A 16,053-nucleotide genomic window follows, 5' to 3' on the forward strand; every position below is an offset into this window, starting at 1 on the left:
GGAAATCGTCGGTATTTATTTGTCGGCTAAGGATCACCGCAGTAAGCAGCGAGATATGTACTCGTTGAAGCGACTTCAGCCGTATTTTGGCGGACGCGCTATCTCGGCGTTGAAAAGGGTGGACGTTCGGAAGTATGTTGCGGTCCGTCTTGCCGATGGTGTGCAGGAGTCAACAGTCAAGAGAGAGTTGAAATTTCTTTCGGCAGCTATTAATTTTGTCCGTCTCGAATGCGATTGCTCTGACTTGCCGAATCCGGCGCAGAGTCTCGGATTGAATGGCGGGGAGCATCGGGTTAGGGCGTGTTCACACTATCGAAGGGCTTCGATAATCAGGGCGAAGTTGATAAAGGCAATGAACATCAAGTCGAGTTTGTCGAAGCGCGAGAAGATGCGACGAAAACCCTTCAATCGACGGAACAGCCGCTCGACTTCGTTACGACGCTTGTACATTTCCCGGTCGTATTCCCAAGGCTCGACGCGCGTACTCAACGGAGGGACGACCGGGATGAAGCCGAGATCGAGCGCGAGTTGTCGGGTTTCGTTACCTTCGTACGCCTTGTCCATCAGCAGGTGCAGCGGCCGATTCGGCGGCCCCAGGCGTTCGAGCAGTGCACGTCCCTGCGGCGCATCGCCGGCTTGACCGGGCGACAGTGCGAACGTTATGGCTGTTCGAGCATCCGCGGCAACCATATGAATCTTGGTTGTCCATCCTCCGCGAGACTTGCCGATGGCTTGAGGTCCATTTTTTTTAACGCACCGGTGCCGTCAGGATGAACCTTCACGATCGTGCTATCCAGCGATACCGCTTCAATCCGAACGCGAATGATCTGCGCGCGCTGCAACTCCGTGAACACTCGGTCCAGTACACCGTTGCGAGACCAACGGTTCATGCGCGTGTAGATCGTGTGCCAGCGGCCGAAACGTGGTGGCAGGCCGCGCCATTTACATCCGTGCTCGGCCACATAAAGGATCGCGTTGAGCACTTGCAGGTTCGACAGGCTCACATTGCCACGCTGTCGCGGCAGGCAATGTTCGATCTGCTTGAATTGGGCTTCGGAGATTTCCATCTCCGAAGCATAACCTCAAACTAATGTAGTGTGAACACGCCCTAGATGGATATCGCGTGCGGAAGCGTCCGCGCTGATTCTTTCTGCCGGTGCTTATGCAAAGCGCCCACATTTGGCAAATTTCGTGCGCCTCGCACTCAGTACAGGTTGCAGAAAGAACGAGTTATTGGCGCTTGACTGGCGTCGGGTGGATTTTGAGCGCTCGTTTTTGCGTCTGGACGCTGAGCATACGAAGAACGGCAAGCGTAGGGTGGTGCCGTTGAATAGTGCCGCGCTGTCGGCATTGAGGGATCAACGGGATTGGGTTGAGCGGAAGTGTTCCGGTTCCGAGTGGGTGTTTCCGGGGTGGTCCGGGAAGCGCATACAGACCCTGCAGAAAGGATTTAACGCAGCATGCGCCCGCGTCGGTATCGAGAATTTCCGGATCCACGACCTGCGACATACTTTCGCGTCATGGCTGGTGATGGAGGGTGTTTCCCTGTACGTCGTGAAAGACCTGCTGGGGCACTCCTCGATCTCCGTGACGGAGCGCTACGCCCACCTGTCGCCGGACCAAGGCCGCGCGGCTGTACAGAAGCTCCTGCCGCTCTAGAGCGGCAGGCCAGATTGCAGAAATATAGCAAATTTGCTAACATGAAATTTGATTGGACGGTCGTCTACTACAACGAACGGGTGAAGCGCGACGTTTTCGCGTTCCCGGCTGGGATTCTCGCGGACTACCTCCGGCTGTTGGATCTGATGCAGGAATTCGGGGCGGATCTACGGATGCCGCATTCCAGAGCAATGGGTAACGGGCTGTTTGAGTTGCGCCCCAAGGGTAGGGAAGGCATCGGGCGGGTGTTCTATTGCACGCATGTGGGGCGGCAAGTCGTTGTGCTGCACTCCTTCGTCAAGAAGACACAGGAAACGCCGCAACATGAATTGCGGATCGCCCAAGCACGTTTGAGAGAGGTGCGTAATGGCTAAGGTAGCAGTGAAGCGTGTTCGCGCTGAGGGATTCAATCCGGTTCCGCATACGGCGGACGACACGGCGCGCCTGCTCGCCGGTCGCAATGTCAAGGCGGCGTATGACGCGTTGGAGGATGAGTACACCGCGTTGCGCGCTATCTTGTCTGCACGGCGCGATGCTGGTCTGACACAGGCTCAGATTGCTGAGCGGATGGGTACGACCGCATCGGCGGTCTCGCGGCTTGAGGCTTCGTTGTCGAGTGAAAAGCATTCACCATCATTTGCGACGCTGCGTAAATACGCGGCTGCATGTGGTAAGCGGCTTGTGATTTCGTTTGCTTGACGGTGCTCAATGCGACATGGATTTAAGGATGCGTGCAAATGTGTAGCGTGGGCAGCGTCCTGTGTCCCAAGAAAATGCGCAAGCAGCGTGTGATGAGTGCGGCTATCTGCCCTCCGAAGGCAGGGGTTGCTGGTTCGATCCCAGCCGGGCGCGCCAACAAAATCAAGGACTTACCTCAAGCTCAAGCCTCGCTTTGCGGTGCTTACAGATTTGTTGCTGCATTTTTGCTGCACTCCTGCTGCAAACATCAACGGTCTGCGACACTGTCTTTCTGTATCGTCCTTGCCATCGAGACGGGGATGCGTGCAGGTGAAATCGTGAAGCTTCGCTGGGAACAAATCGACCTCGCGAATCACACCATCCGCCTGAACCTCACAAAGAACGGGCATGCGCGGTCGGTGCCGCTGTCCGAGCGGGCAGAGGCAGCGATTCGGGCGCTTCCCCGGTCAATTCATGGCGGGCGGTTGACGTCGTTCTACGATTCGAGGGGACTCAGCGCAGCATTTCGTCGGGCCTGTGAACGGGCGGGCGTTGTCGGGCTGCGTTTTCATGACTTGCGGCACGAAGCTGCATCTCGGCTCGCGCCGCACATGCCTGCGTCCACCCTGGCCAAGGTCATGGGTTGGAAGACACTGCAGATGGCAATGCGGTATTACAACCCGACGGACCAGGAACTGGTAACTGCCGTCCGGAAAGTGAGCGCCCCATCCGGCCCCGACCTGCGCGCTTCGGTGAATTGACGGCCCCCTCTACCGCAGTCAAGGTCGCGGCCGGGCGCAGGCCTCAGAGAGAAGACCGGGCATCGAGCATGACGCCCGGTCTTGAGTAAAAAAATTCCTACGAGATACTGCCCTCGGCGCCAGAGCGCGGCAATCGGAGGGTATTTCGTACCCCACGGGCTCGTATCGAACGCTTCCAGCGCCACGGCGGCCGCTTCGGCCGACGGTGCCCGATAGACCTCCTTGAGCGCCGCTGCGACCGATTTCCTGTCTTTCCAGCTGGCGAAGTCCAGTGAGTTCCGGATCAGATGCACGATGCAGGTCTGGACCGTCGTTTCCGGGAACACCGTGTTGATCGCTTCCGGGAAGCCCTTCAGGCCGTCGACCACGGCGATCAGGATATCCTGCACGCCGCGCAGCTTAAGGTCGTTCACCACCCGCAGCCAGAACTTGGCCCCCTCGGTCTGCTCGATCCAAAGGCCCAACACGTCGCGTGTGCCGTCGCGGCGCACGCCCAGCGCCAGGTAGATCGCCTTGTTGCGGACCACGCCTTCGTCGCGGATCTTGACTCGCAAGGCGTCGAAGAACACGACCGGGTACATCGGCTCGAGCGGCCGCTGCTGCCATTCGCGCACTTCGTCGATCACGGCATCGGTCACCGTACTGATGAAGTCCGGCGACACCTCGATGCCGTACATCTCCAGCAGGAAACCCTGAATCTCCCGCACGCTCATGCCGCGTGCGTACATCGCGATGATCTTGTCGTCAAAGCCGGTGAAGCGTCGCTCGCCCTTGGCGATCAGCACCGGATCGAAGGTGCCTTCTCGGTCGCGCGGAATCTCGACGTCGAGCAGGTCGTCGTCGGTCGTGATGCGCTTGCGGCTGGTGCCGTTGCGGTGGTTCGTGCGGCCTGCCGGCTTGGCATCGCCCTTCTCGTAGCCGAGGTGGTGGGTCAGTTCGCCGCCCAGCGCGCGTTCGAAGATTGCTTTCTTGAGCGCGGCGAGCTGCTCGTTGATCGTTGCCCGATCCAGCGTTCCGGGTACCAGTTGCTTGATCAGTTCCGGGTCCAGGTTCAAGCCCTTGCCCGGTTCAATCGTCACTTCTTCCTTGCGTTTGCGTGGCATAAAGTGGCTCCTTGGCCATCAGTTTATGCCTCACACACAAACATTCGGATAGGCTCCGGAATTCAAGCGCCGCTATCCGGACGTCGAGCTGGACCTCGATTTCAACGACCGGCTCGTCGACGTCGTCGAAGGCGGCTTCGACGCGGTGATCCGCAGCGGCACGCTCAGCGATTCGAGCCTGATGTCGCGCCGCCTCGGGCCGTTCAGCTTTCTGCTGTGCGCGTCGCCCGCGTATCTCGCGCGGGCGGGCGCTCCGCGCACGCTGCGCGAACTCGACGCGCACGCGTGCGTGCGCTACCGCTTCCCGACGACGGGCAAGCTGCAGCCGTGGGCGCTGCTGCCAGACGGCAGCGAGCCGCCGAACCTGCACACCACGATGACGTGCAACAACATGGAGGCGCTGCGCGCGGCGGTGATGGCGGGATTCGGCATCGGCTACATGCCGGACTTCCTCGCGCGCGACACGCTCGCCGACGGCGCGCTCGTGACCGTGCTCGACGCATACCGGATCGGGCCCGGGCAGTTCTCGATTTTGTGGCCGTCGAACCGGCAGTTGTCGCCGAAGGTGCGAGTGTTCGTCGATTTCGTTTGCGAGCGCTTGTTTCGCGACGCATGAATGCCGGAGCCGCAGCGGAGTCAGTCGCCGGTCTGGAGCGCCTGCTCGGCGCGCGCTCGCCGCGGCGAACGGCGCGAACCACATCTCGATCGTCGTGCCGCGCCATCGGATCGTCGGCAAGGACGGAGCGCTGACGGGCCAAGGCGGCGGCATCGAGCACAAACGGCGGCGGCCCGGACACGAGCGCCGGCATGCGCCCGCGCCCATCGAAGCGGCCGGGGCAAGCCTGTCGCGCCGATTCGCGCGACAGGCGCGCGGCATGCGCCCGCCGCGTTCGTGCGCCGCACCCGGAAGCCGCCCGCGCCGCGGAGCACGTTCGCGCGCGTCGCAGGGGCGCAGCCCGTGGCGGCGGCGCGAAACATTCGTGCGCCGCTGCGGCATCGCCCAAACCCGGCGAACGCCTCACACCGCCGAAAACCGCCGGCCGCCGCGCAACCTGCCCAGGGCTATTCCTGCGCCAGACGCTCCGCTTCAGCCTGCGAGGCGGGCAACAGCGCGTCGCTGTCGTCCTTGAGCCCGACGCCCGTCATCCCGAGCCGCCGCGCGTGCGTCAGCAGGTAGTGCAGCTTGTGCGCGGCCGCGTCGTGAGGCAGCCCTTCGGGGCGCACATTCGAGATGCAGTTGCGCTGCGCGTCGTGACAGCCGACCTTCGGCGCATATGTCAGATACACGCCGAGGCTGTCCGGCGAGCTCAGGCCGGGCCGCTCGCCGATCAGCATCGCAACGAGGCGCGCACCGAGCAACTCGCCGATCTCGTCGCCGAGCGCGACGCGCGCCTGCCGCGCGACGACGACAGGCCCCACTCGCCAGCCGTCGAGCTTCGCCCGCATCGCGTTCAGCAGCGGCAACGCCTGCTTCGCGGCCGCGAACGCCGACAGCCCGTCGCCGACGACGAACACCACATCCGGCGCTTCGTCGAGCCCCGCGCCATACGCCGCGAGCAGCGCGCGGCTGTCGTCGGAGAGCCTGCGGCCGAGATCCGGCCGGCGCAGGTAATGCTGCCGGTCCGGCGCGGCGCTCTGCACGCCGAGCGTCGGCAGCCCGGCCGCTTCGATGTCGCGGCGCAGCGCGTCGGCGTCGAGCGGCTGATGGACGGCATCGCGCGCCTGCGCATGCGACAGGTTGAACGCGAGCAGCGGCGCGGTCGGCAGGCTGTTGCCCGCGCGGCCGAGCGCGATCCGCGCGTTCGTGAACGACTTCAGTTGCCCCCACGGATTCTTTTCGACCGCGTCGCTCATGCGGAGAGCCCCATCCAGTCGTTCGCGCCCGCGAGCAGCGGCACGCGCGCCGACGCGGCGCGCAGCGCGCCGTGCGCGTCCGCGATCTCCATCGCCTCCAGCCATTCCTCGAACTCGGGCGCGCGGCGCAGGCCGAGCACTTCGCGCACGTAGAGCTGATCGTGAAACGACGTGCTCTGGTAGTTGAGCATCACGTCGTCCGCGCCGGGAATGCCCATGATGAAGTTGATGCCCGCCGCGCCGAGCAGCGTGAGCAGGTTGTCCATGTCGTCCTGATCGGCTTGCGCGTGGTTCGTGTAGCAGATGTCGCAGCCCATCGGCACGCCGAGCAGCTTGCCGCAGAAGTGATCCTCGAGCCCCGCGCGGATGATCTGCTTGCCGTCGTACAGATATTCGGGGCCGATGAAGCCGACCACCGTGTTGACGAGAAACGGCTCGAACACGCGCGCGACCGCGTATGCGCGCACCTCACACGTCTGCTGATCGACGCTGTGATGCGCGTTCGCCGACAGCGCGCTGCCCTGGCCCGTCTCGAAATACATCAGGTTGTCGCCGACCGTGCCGCGCTTGAGCGCGAGCGCCGCGTCGCGCGCCTCGGCGAGCAGCGCGAGCGAAATGCCGAAGCTTGCGTTCGCCTTCTCCGTGCCCGCGATCGACTGAAACACGAGATCGACGGGCGCGCCCTTCTCGATCGCCGCGATCGTGTTCGTCACGTGCGTGAGCACGCACGACTGCGTCGGCACGCGGTAGCGCTCGCGAAACGCGTCGATCATCGCGAGCAGCTTCGTGATCGCGGCGAGGCTGTCGGTTGCCGGGTTGATGCCGATCATCGCGTCGCCGCAGCCGTACATCAACCCATCGAGCATCGATGCGGCGATGCCCTTCACGTCGTCGGTCGGATGGTTCGGCTGCAAGCGCACCGACATCCGCCCCGGCAGCCCGACCGTATTCCGAAAGCGCGTGACGACGCGGCGCTTCCTCGCCGCCGCGATCAGGTCCTGATTGCGCATCAGCTTCGATACGGCCGCGACCATCTCCGGCGTGAGGCCGGACGCGATCCGCTCGAGCGCGGCGGCGTCGGCCGCGGGCGACAGCAGCCAGTTGCGGAAATCGCCGACCGTCAGGTGCGAGATCTCGGCGAACGCGTCGCGCGAATGCGTGTCGACGACGAGGCGCGTGACCTCGTCGTCTTCGTAGGGAATCACAGCCTCGTTCAGGAACGCGGCGAGCGGCACGCTCGCGAGCGCCATCTTCGCGGCGACGCGCTCCTCCTCGGTCGCGGCCGCGACGCCCGCGAGCTGGTCGCCGGAACGCAAAGGGCTCGCCTTCGCGAGCAGCGTTTTCAGGTCCGCGAAGCGGTAGGTGCGCGAACCGATCGTCTCCGTATATCGCATCAGGGCTCCTTATCGTCACGGCCGCGCGCCGTTCACTCCTCCAGCAGCGCGTCGGCGGGCGCGGCCGCGCGCTGCGCGCGCGTCGCGAGGAAGTAGCCGTACCCGAGCGCGACGAACGCGACGAAGATCGACGCGACGAGCGCGTTGAAGTACACCATCGTGCCGAGGCACACGAGCGCCGCGACGAGCGCGAACGCCGGGAAGAACGGGTACAGCGGCGCGCGGAACGGGCGCTCCATCCTCGGCTGCGCGCGGCGCAGCTTGAAGAGCGCGGCCATGCTGACGATGTACATCACGATAGCGCCGAATACGGACATCGTCACGATGTTCGCGGTGAGCGTCTGGCCGCCGAACTGGATCAGCTCGTCGCTATAGATCGCGACGATGCCGACCACGCCGCCCGCGAGGATCGCGCGATAAGGCGTCTTGAAGCGCGGGTGCACCTTCGCGAGCCATTCGGGCAGATAGCCCTCGCGGGCGAGCGCGAAGATCTGGCGCGAATAGCCGAGGATGATCCCGTGGAACGACGCGACGAGGCCGAACAGGCCGAGCCACACAAGCATGTGCATCCAGCCGCTGTTCGCGCCGACGATGTACTTCATTGCCTGCGGCAGCGGATCGTTGATGTTCGCGAGCCGGGTCCAGTCGCCCGCGCCGCCCGCGAACACCATCACGCCGATCGCGAGCGCGACGAGCGTCAGGATGCCGGCCACGTATGCGATCGGAATCGAGCGCTTCGGATTCTTCGCTTCCTCGGCCGCCATCGCGACGCCCTCGATCGCGAGGAAGAACCAGATCGCGAACGGGATCGCCGCGAACATCCCGTGGAACGCACCCGCGCTGAAGTGATCCGCGCCCGCCCAGCCGCCCTTCATGAAGTTGCTCCACGCGAAGCCCGGCGACACGACGCCCATGAACACGAGCAGCTCGAAGATCGCGAGCAGCGTGACGACGAGTTCGAACGTCGCGGCGATCTGCACGCCGACGATGTTCAGCGCCATGAACACGAGATACGCGCCCATCGCCGCGTGCTTCGGCTCGAGGCCGGGAAACTGCACGTGCAGGTACGCGCCGATCGCCAGCGCGATCGCGGGCGGCGCGAACACGAATTCGACGAGCGTAGCGACGCCGGCGAGATAGCCGCCCGCCGGGCCGAACGCGCGCCGCGCGTACGCGAACGGGCCGCCCGCGTGCGGAATCGACGTCGTGAGCTCGGTGAAGCTGAAAATGAAGGTCGTGTACATCGCCGCGACGAACAGCGCGGTGACGACGAAGCCGAGCGTGCCCGCACTCGCCCAGCCGTAGCTCCAGCCGAAGTACTCGCCCGAGATCACGAGACCGACCGCGATCCCCCACAGCTGCCACGTGCCGAGCGTCTGCTGAAGCGCCGGCCGCGCTGCGCCGCCGCCCGCGCCGGGGCGGCCATTCGATTCCGTCTGCATGAATCTCTCCTCGAAGGGGCGGCGCCCGGCGCCGAGATCGGCCCGCCCCGCCACTGAGAATCGATGCTAGTGAGTCATTAATCGACGTGTTATCGAAAATCGGCAAACGTCCGCGCTTTCATTTCGCATACGAAAATATTTCCGGCGGCCGGCGTGCGTGTGAAACCCGCTTGGGCGGGGCGGGATCGCGGCGGATGAGAGATCGAGCGATGCCGTATCGAACGCGCGGCGACGCGCGCCCCGACGGCCGCGCCCGCCCGCGGTCCGTCCACCTTTCGCCGTTCGTCCGCATCGGGCGCATCGGGCGCATCGGCTGCATCGGCCGCCTCGGGCGGCATGGCGCGACGGCGAACTTATGTCGTCCGGCAGACAGACCGCCGTCGCGCGCCCGCCTACATTGCCCGCACGCAGCAAGCGTTCCGCGCGCCGTCTTCGAGCAGCGCACGGCTTACCCACGAACGACCATTCCAATCATTCAGATCATGCGGGACTCCTATCTCGATACCGCTCGGGGCGCGGGCATCATCCTCGTCGTATTCGGCCACGTGCTGCGCGGCCTGTTCGCGGCCGGCCTCGTGCCGGCCGGCTGGCCGAGCGCCTTGCTCGCCGCGACCGACTACACGATCTACACGTTCCACATGCCGCTCTTCTTCCTGCTGTCCGGGCTGCACGTGCCGAAATCGCTGCAACGCGCGGGCGACGTCTTCCTGCTCGCGAAGCTGCGCACGATCCTCTATCCCTACTTCGTCTGGTCGCTGCTGCAAGGCGCGGTGCAGATCGCGCTGTCGTCGCACGGAATGAATCACGCGTTCACGCCGAACGACCTGCTTGCGATCGGCTGGCGGCCGTTCGGGCAGTTCTGGTTCCTGTACGCGCTTTTCATCTGCATGCTGATCGCGTGGAGCGCGTCGATCGTCGCGCCGCGCATGGCGGCGCGCGGCGGCGCGAATGGCGCGGACGCCGCGCATGCGCGCGCGCCGCTCATCGTGACCTACGTGCCCGTCGCGCTCATCGCGCTCGCGATCGGCGGGCTCGCCATCGTCGCGTTCGTCGCCGGCTCCGCGACGCAGTGGGGCATCGTATCGATGACGCTCGCGTACTTCCCGTTCTTCGCGCTCGGGATGCTGATCGGCGACACGCTGCCCGCGCTCGTCGAGCGCGCGTCGAACGGGCTCGCGCTCGTCGTCGTCGCGGCGACGTTCGCCGCGACGGTCGCGTTCGCGCATCGCTTCGGCGGGTCGGACAGCGTCTGGGCGCTGCCCGCCGCGCTGTCGGGCAGCGCGCTCGTGCTGCTCGCCGCGTATCGCGCGACACAGCGCGGCGATGCGGCGCGGCGCTCGCCCGCGCGTCGCCCGTCGTGGCTCGAATACGTCGGCTTCGCGTCGATGCCGATCTATCTCGCGCACATCCTCGCGACCGCCGCGACGCGCATCGCGCTCGTCAAGATCGGCATCGTCGACGTCGGCGTGCAGCTCGCGCTCGGCACGCTCGCGGGCGTCGCCGGCCCCATGCTGCTGTATGCGCTCGCGCTGCGTTCGGGAGCGGCACGGCTCGCCGGCTTCCCGCCGCTGCCGGCCAGCCATGCGATCGCGCCCGACAAAGTCCGGATCGGCAACGCGGACGCGGCCTGAGCACCGGCTCGGTCATCAGGAACGCTAACCGATCCGCGCACGCGGCGAATCCGGGACGCGATGCCGGAACGCGCCGTCGCCGCATGCGTGCACGACCGTCGATACGACGACGCGATAGCCGTCGCACCAGCGGCGAAGTCGGCCGGCGCGGCACAACACCGCGAACATGACGGAAACGCGCCGCGGCACGGACGACCGCCGCGCGATCGCCCGCCTGTCGTCAGCGCGCCCGCGTCATTCCTGCCCGCCGCGCTGATTGAACCAGCGGTCGAGCAGCTTGCCCGCCGCCTCGCGGCCGCCGAGCCCGAACGACAGCGCGATCGCGACCGCGATCGCACCGAGCACGAGGCCGAACGCGAGCTGCACGATCTCATTCGCGATGCCCATCGCGCGCAGCCCCATCGCGAACACGAGGCCGAGAATCGCGAACTGCGCGATGCGCGACAACAGCCGGCTGTGCTCGTTGTCGGCCTGCTCGATCACGCGGCGCGCAAGGCCCGCGAGCCAGAACCCGATCACGAGAATCACGCCGCCCATCAGCACGTGCCCGCCGAACTCGATGAACAGCGTGACGACGTCGCGCACCTGCGTGAAGCCGAGCCGGTTCGCGGCCTCGACCGTCGCGAACAGCATCGCGAAGAACACGATCAGCCGGCCGGCGAGCGCCGACGGCTGCAGCATTCCGGTGAACACGCGCTCGACGCCGAGCATCGTGGGCAGGCCGTCGACGCCCGCGGCGACGAGCAGCTTCTGCACGAGCGCGCCGACGAAGCGCGCGACGTAGAACGTGACGAGCACGATCACGACCGCCGCGACGATGTCGGGCACCGCATTGAGGAACTGGCCGAGCAGGTCGGTCGCGGGCCGCGAGATCGCTTCTATCTTCAGCGCGTCGAGCGCGGAGATCAGCGTCGGCACGAACACGAAGATGAAGACGACCGTGCCGACGAGATTCGAGATCTTCACGGGCGTCGGGCTCTCGACGCTTTGCGTGAGCCGGTCGGCGCCCGCCGCGACGAGCAGGTTCGTGACGAGCCCGCGCAGGATGCGCGCGACGAGCCAGCCGACGAAGCCGATCACGGCCGCGGCGAACACGTTCGGCACGATCGCGAGAATCTTGTCGATCATTCCCTGCACGGGCGACAGCAGGCCGTTCAGGTCGAACGCGGCGAGGATCGCCGGAATGAACATCAGGATCACGAGCCAGAACAGCACGTCGCCGAGGTAGGCGCTCATCGGCCGCATCCCCGCCGTCTCCGACAGCTTGCTGTCGATCTTGCTCGCCTTCAGCGTCTTGTCCGCGAGGCTGCGCAGCAGCGAAGCGATCAGCCACGCGACGAGCGTGAGCGCCGCGCCGCCGATCAGGTTCGGCAGATAGTTGATGATCTTCGTGACGAGCAGCGAGAACGGATTCGAGATCGCGTAAAGGTTCAGCACGTTGAAGATGCCGACCGCGGTCACGAGCAGGACGAGCCAGAACAGGCCGCCCGCGATGATGCGCTCCACCTGCGCGCCCTGGCCCGTGCTTTCGGCGATGCGCGCGTCGACTTTCAGCGCGCTCAGCAGGCGGCGCACGCCGGCCCGGACGATCACGGCGATCAGCCAGCCGACGACCAGGATGCCGAGCGCGCCCGCGATCTTGGGCAGATAAACGCCGAGCGTGCTTTGCATCGACGTCAGGAAACTGGATGAATCCATATGTTCTCTCCCGAAAAGCGTGATGTTGCGTTGGACCTCGACGAACAACCTGCGGACTCCGAAGAAAACGGATCTCCGCAGCCGGCGACCTTACACGGGGAACGATGACGGCTTCAATCGTGCTTCACTGTACTCGAACTTTAATCTAAGGGATCAATCCTGCTAGTAAAAATCGCGCCCCTGCGCGGTGCGGCGATGGGCCGCGCATACTCGCGCCCGATGAAACGAAGGCCGGCGTTCGCGCGCGGATCGACGCAATTCGTTGGCGTAACGAAGGGTTCGCGTGCGCGAATGTCGCGTTCGGCACGGGCGCGCGAGGCGCGATTCGCATCGGCGAACTGCAGGCTTGCAACGAACCGCGCGATTGGTGAGAGATGGAAGAATGTGAACGACGCCGTTCACCGCGCGCCCGATTCGCCCGCGATGCCGCGCGAGCCCGAATAGGCGTCGCGCTCGATGACAGGCCCGGTACTTGCAGGGCGATCCGTCGCGCGGATGGTGAAGCGCGCGCCGCGCGCGTCCGCGATACTGTCGCGATAATGCCGCGATCCTGCGAAAACGCGCGGCGGTGCGAATGACGCGCCGCCGGGCGTTTCGTGCGCCAATCCCGAGATCTCGGCCTCGCTCGCGCCTGCGCGGAAGCGCAACCTACGCTGGTTCGCACGCTTGCCCCGATCTCGATTGCGACCGCCTCCGCCCCACGTCCGTGGCGGCTATTGCGACCTGTCCATTGCGGCCTATGCGGCCGCCGAGCAACTCGATCCGAACGGTGTCGGCGCACATCGCGCCCGGTCTCGGTCCGAACGATCGCGAAGCTGCCTGGCGACGCTATCGATGCAGGCGAAACCGCATGAGCCGCATAGCGCGCGGCCCGGCGTCGCCCGTCATCCGCGCTGCGGCAAGACGGTCGTCCCGCACTGCGGACAGAAGCGCGCCGACACATCGAGCGGCGCGCGACATGCGCCGCATGCGGGCGGCGTCTGCGATGCGCCGCATTGCGCGCAGAACTTCGCGTCCGCGCCGTTGATCGAGCCGCACTTCGCGCACGCGGCGCGCTGCGCGGGCGCGCTCGGTTCGCCGCGAAGCGGCGCGCCGTCACGCGTGCGGTCCCAGCCGCCGCCGCGTTGCGTGTCCTGACGGCCCCAACCGTAGCCGCCGTGGCCGTGACCGCCGCGGCCGCCATGGCCGCCGCGATCGTCGTAGCCGTGACCGTGCCCGCCGCCCGCCCCGCCGTCATGACGGCCGCGTTGGCCGCCGTATCCATGATGTCGCCCGCCGACGATCCACTTGAGCCAATCCATCGCCGCCTCCGTTCATTGACCGCGGCGCAGCAGCCGCAGACCGTTGCCGACGACGATGAGGCTCGCGCCCGCGTCGGCGAACACCGCCATCCACATCGTGCTCATCCCCGCAACCGTGAGGCCGACGAACACGGCCTTCACGACGAGCGCGAACGCGATGTTCTGCACGAGCACGCGGTGCGTCGAGCGTGAAAGCCGCACGAACGCCGGGATCTTGCGCAGGTCGTCGTCCATCAGCGCGACGTCGGCCGTCTCGATCGCGGTGTCGGTGCCCATCGCGCCCATCGCGAAGCCGATGCCGGCGCGCGCGAGCGCCGGCGCGTCGTTGATCCCGTCGCCAACCATGCCGACTGCGCGGCCGCCGGCCGCGAGTTCGTCGACGGCGGCGAGCTTGTCCTGCGGCAACTGGTTGCCGCGCGCATCGTCGATGCCGACCTGCTGCGCGATCGCTTGCGCGGTGTGCGGGTTGTCGCCCGTCAGCATCGCGGTCTTGATGCCGAGCGCGTGCAGTTCGGCGACCGCCGCGCGGCTCGTGTCCTTCACCGTATCGGCCACCGCGAACAGGCCGAGCACGCGCGCGCCGTCGATCAGCATCACGACCGTCTTGCCCTGCCGCTCGAGCTCGTCGAGGCGCGTTTCGAGCTCGCTCGTGCAGCATTCGAGCTCCTCGACGAGGCGATGATTGCCGAGCCAGTACGGCGCGCCGCCGATCTTGCCGCGCACGCCGCGGCCGGGGATCGCCTCGAAATCGGCGACATCGAGGAACGGCGTGCTCGTCGCGCGGGCGGCGTCGCCCGTGCCGGCTTCGGCCGCGGCCGCCGCCGCGACCGCCTGCGAAACCGGGTGATCCGAGCGCGCGGCGAGGCTCGCGGCGAGCCGCCGCACGTGCGTGGCGTCGACATCGGCCGCACGCATCTCGAAATCGGTCTGCACCGGCTTGCCGCGCGTGATCGTGCCCGTCTTGTCGAGCGCGAGCCACGCGAGTCTGCGCCCCTGCTCGAGGTACACGCCGCCCTTCACGAGAATCCCGCGCCGCGCGGCCGCCGCGAGCCCCGACACGATCGTGACGGGCGTCGAGATCACGAGCGCGCACGGACACGCGATCACGAGCAGCACGAGCGCGCGGTAGATCCAGTCGCGCCACGCGCCGTCGAGCAGGAGCGGCGGCGCGATCGCAACGACGAGCGCGATCGCGAACACGATCGGCGTATAGATGCGCGCGAAGCTGTCGACGAAGCGCTGCGTCGGCGCCTTCGAGCCCTGCGCCTCCTCGACCGCATGAATGATCCGCGCGAGCGTCGTGTTGCTCGCGACCGCCGTCACCCGATATTCGAACGAGCCGGCCTCGTTGATCGTGCCCGCGTATACCGCGTCGCCCTCGGCCTTCTCGACGGGCAGGCTTTCGCCCGTGATCGGCGCCTGGTTGACGGTCGAGCGGCCGGCGACGATTTCGCCGTCGAGGCCGATCCGCTCGCCGGGCTTCACGCGCACGACCGCGCCGAGCGCGACCTGCGCCGCGTCGACCGGCTGCCACGTGCCGTCGGGCTGCTTGACCGTCGCGGTATCGGGCGCAAGGCGCATCAGGCTCTGGATCGCGTTGCGCGCGCGGTCGAGCGAACGCGCCTCGATCAGCTCGGCGACGGTGAAGAGCACCATCACCATCGCGGCCTCGGGCCACTGGCCGATCGCCATCGCCCCCGTCACCGCGATGCTCATCAGCGCATTGATGTTCAGGTTGCCGTTGGTGAGCGCGATCCAGCCCTTGCGATACGTGCCGAGGCCGCAGGTCGCCACCGCGGCGAGCGCAAGCGCGGCGGCGAGCCACACCGGAAGTTGCAGCCAGGTGGCCGCCTCGGAGGCGGCCGCCGCAACGCCCGCGACCGCGAGCGGCCACCACGGGCGCGGCGCATCGGCCTGCGCGGATGCGGCGGGCCGGCCCGGCGCGCCGGCGCCCGCCTGCTCGGGCGTCATGCCGAGCGAGCGGATCGCGGCGGCGATGCCGGCTTCCGCGCCTGGCGTGTGATCGACCGTCAGCATCCGCTGCATCAGATTGAATTCGAGCGCCGCGACTTCGGACATTCCGCCGAGCTTCTTGCGGATCAGCGCCTCCTCGGTCGGGCAGTCCATCTGCATGATCCGGAACGCCGAGCGCACGCGGCCGTCGGCGGCCTGTCGCGCGCCGGGCAGCGGCGCGAACGCGACCGGCGCGGGGGCGCAGCACGCCGAGCCGGCGTGGTCGTGGTCGTGGTCGTGGTCGTGGTCGTGGTCGTGGTCGTGCGGATGGTCGTCGTTCGCGTGCGAACCGGGAGCATGCCCGTGGCCGCTCGAATCGCGATCATGTGATTGCGCCGCATGATTTGCCTGCGTTTCGAAGTCGCCGTTCGGGTGATCGTGCGAGCAGCAGCCGTCGGCGCGCGCCGAAACGCGCGCATCATCCGAATGCGCGCCGTCGCGATGGGATTCGGGCGTTCGCGGCCGGTTTTCGGCCCGGGTGGCCTCGGTCATGGCAACCTCCTCAGTGACTGACGGTGT

14 protein-coding genes, 1 tRNA gene and 2 pseudogenes are annotated in these 16,053 nt (G+C 66.6%); 8 read left to right on the top strand and 9 right to left on the bottom strand.

The genetic code is table 11. The features are described from left to right. Positions 1–309: 309 nt before the first annotated feature. A protein-coding gene (locus BTH_RS34160) for an IS5 family transposase (protein WP_099005207.1) occupies positions 310–1,067 on the bottom strand; the annotation gives its coding sequence in 2 pieces (ribosomal slippage) (positions 310–752 and positions 752–1,067; 759 coding nt in all). A gap of 76 nt (positions 1,068–1,143) precedes the next feature. On the opposite strand from BTH_RS34160, the gene BTH_RS28860 reads away from it, so the two are divergent. The 5 genes from BTH_RS28860 (at position 1,144) to BTH_RS32670 (ending at position 3,098) form a co-directional block, all read left to right on the top strand. Then, positions 1,144–1,659 (top strand): site-specific integrase, encoded by a 516-nt coding sequence (locus tag BTH_RS28860; RefSeq protein ID WP_227739577.1) that lies wholly within the window; start codon positions 1,144–1,146, stop codon positions 1,657–1,659. Positions 1,660–1,700: 41 nt separating this feature from the next. Then, positions 1,701–2,033, top strand: coding sequence for a type II toxin-antitoxin system RelE/ParE family toxin (locus tag BTH_RS28865; protein ID WP_009910242.1), 333 nt, complete (start codon positions 1,701–1,703; stop codon positions 2,031–2,033). Between the two features lie 7 nt (positions 2,034–2,040). After that, positions 2,041–2,358 carry a helix-turn-helix domain-containing protein gene (locus tag BTH_RS32665; protein WP_011402654.1) on the top strand — a complete coding sequence of 106 codons (318 nt, stop codon included), beginning with the start codon at positions 2,041–2,043 and terminating at the stop codon, positions 2,356–2,358. An 85-nt stretch (positions 2,359–2,443) separates the two neighbouring features. Beyond that, a tRNA-Ser gene (locus tag BTH_RS28870) sits at positions 2,444–2,514 on the top strand. Between the two features lie 68 nt (positions 2,515–2,582). Further along, positions 2,583–3,098 carry a site-specific integrase gene (locus BTH_RS32670; protein WP_156530116.1) on the top strand — a complete coding sequence of 172 codons (516 nt, stop codon included), beginning with the start codon at positions 2,583–2,585 and terminating at the stop codon, positions 3,096–3,098. A gap of 113 nt (positions 3,099–3,211) precedes the next feature. On the opposite strand, the pseudogene BTH_RS28875 reads toward BTH_RS32670, so the two are convergent. Further along, a pseudogene (locus BTH_RS28875) lies at positions 3,212–4,201 on the bottom strand (IS256 family transposase); the annotation flags it as partial. A 55-nt stretch (positions 4,202–4,256) separates the two neighbouring features. Here BTH_RS28875 and BTH_RS28880 point away from each other — a divergent pair. Next, positions 4,257–4,817: pseudogene (locus BTH_RS28880) on the top strand (LysR substrate-binding domain-containing protein); the annotation flags it as partial. After that, positions 4,783–5,331 (top strand): MGMT family protein, encoded by a 549-nt coding sequence (locus BTH_RS32675; protein WP_080511571.1) that lies wholly within the window; start codon positions 4,783–4,785, stop codon positions 5,329–5,331. The pseudogene BTH_RS28880 and the gene BTH_RS32675, both read left to right, overlap by 35 nt. Here the strand turns inward: BTH_RS32675 and eutC are convergent. From eutC to eat, 3 genes are read right to left on the bottom strand one after another with little or no spacing between them, the layout of a single operon-like run. Beyond that, positions 5,264–6,055, bottom strand: coding sequence for an ethanolamine ammonia-lyase subunit EutC (gene eutC / locus BTH_RS28885; protein WP_009910252.1), 792 nt, complete (start codon positions 6,053–6,055; stop codon positions 5,264–5,266). The two genes, BTH_RS32675 and eutC, sit on opposite strands and share 68 nt — an antisense overlap. After that, a complete protein-coding gene (locus tag BTH_RS28890) occupies positions 6,052–7,449 on the bottom strand; it encodes an ethanolamine ammonia-lyase subunit EutB (RefSeq protein WP_009910253.1) in 1,398 nt (465 codons plus the stop codon). The genes eutC and BTH_RS28890 overlap by 4 nt, the downstream gene beginning before the upstream one ends. Before the next feature lie 32 nt (positions 7,450–7,481). Then, positions 7,482–8,891, bottom strand: coding sequence for an ethanolamine permease (gene eat, locus BTH_RS28895; RefSeq protein WP_011402658.1), 1,410 nt, complete (start codon positions 8,889–8,891; stop codon positions 7,482–7,484). 482 nt (positions 8,892–9,373) lie between these two features. On the opposite strand from eat, the gene BTH_RS28905 reads away from it, so the two are divergent. Further along, positions 9,374–10,522, top strand: a complete 1,149-nt coding sequence (locus tag BTH_RS28905; RefSeq protein WP_025404149.1) for an acyltransferase family protein — start codon at positions 9,374–9,376, stop codon at positions 10,520–10,522. Between the two features lie 234 nt (positions 10,523–10,756). Here BTH_RS28905 and BTH_RS28910 read toward each other — a convergent pair whose 3' ends face one another. The 4 genes from BTH_RS28910 to BTH_RS28930 form a co-directional block, all read right to left on the bottom strand. Next, positions 10,757–12,220 carry a mechanosensitive ion channel gene (locus BTH_RS28910; RefSeq protein WP_009910260.1) on the bottom strand — a complete coding sequence of 488 codons (1,464 nt, stop codon included), beginning with the start codon at positions 12,218–12,220 and terminating at the stop codon, positions 10,757–10,759. 398 nt (positions 12,221–12,618) lie between these two features. Then, positions 12,619–12,867: a hypothetical protein gene (locus BTH_RS28920; protein WP_009910263.1), complete on the bottom strand. Its 249-nt coding sequence runs from the start codon at positions 12,865–12,867 to the stop codon at positions 12,619–12,621. A gap of 237 nt (positions 12,868–13,104) precedes the next feature. Then, on the bottom strand, positions 13,105–13,521 hold the full coding sequence (locus BTH_RS28925; RefSeq protein WP_009910265.1) for a zinc ribbon domain-containing protein: 417 nt from the start codon (positions 13,519–13,521) through the stop codon (positions 13,105–13,107). Positions 13,522–13,533: 12 nt separating this feature from the next. Beyond that, positions 13,534–16,026 (bottom strand): heavy metal translocating P-type ATPase, encoded by a 2,493-nt coding sequence (locus tag BTH_RS28930; protein WP_011402661.1) that lies wholly within the window; start codon positions 16,024–16,026, stop codon positions 13,534–13,536. Positions 16,027–16,053: the final 27 nt, after the last annotated feature.

The organism is Burkholderia thailandensis E264 (assembly GCF_000012365.1).
GTDB lineage: Bacteria > Pseudomonadota > Gammaproteobacteria > Burkholderiales > Burkholderiaceae > Burkholderia > Burkholderia thailandensis.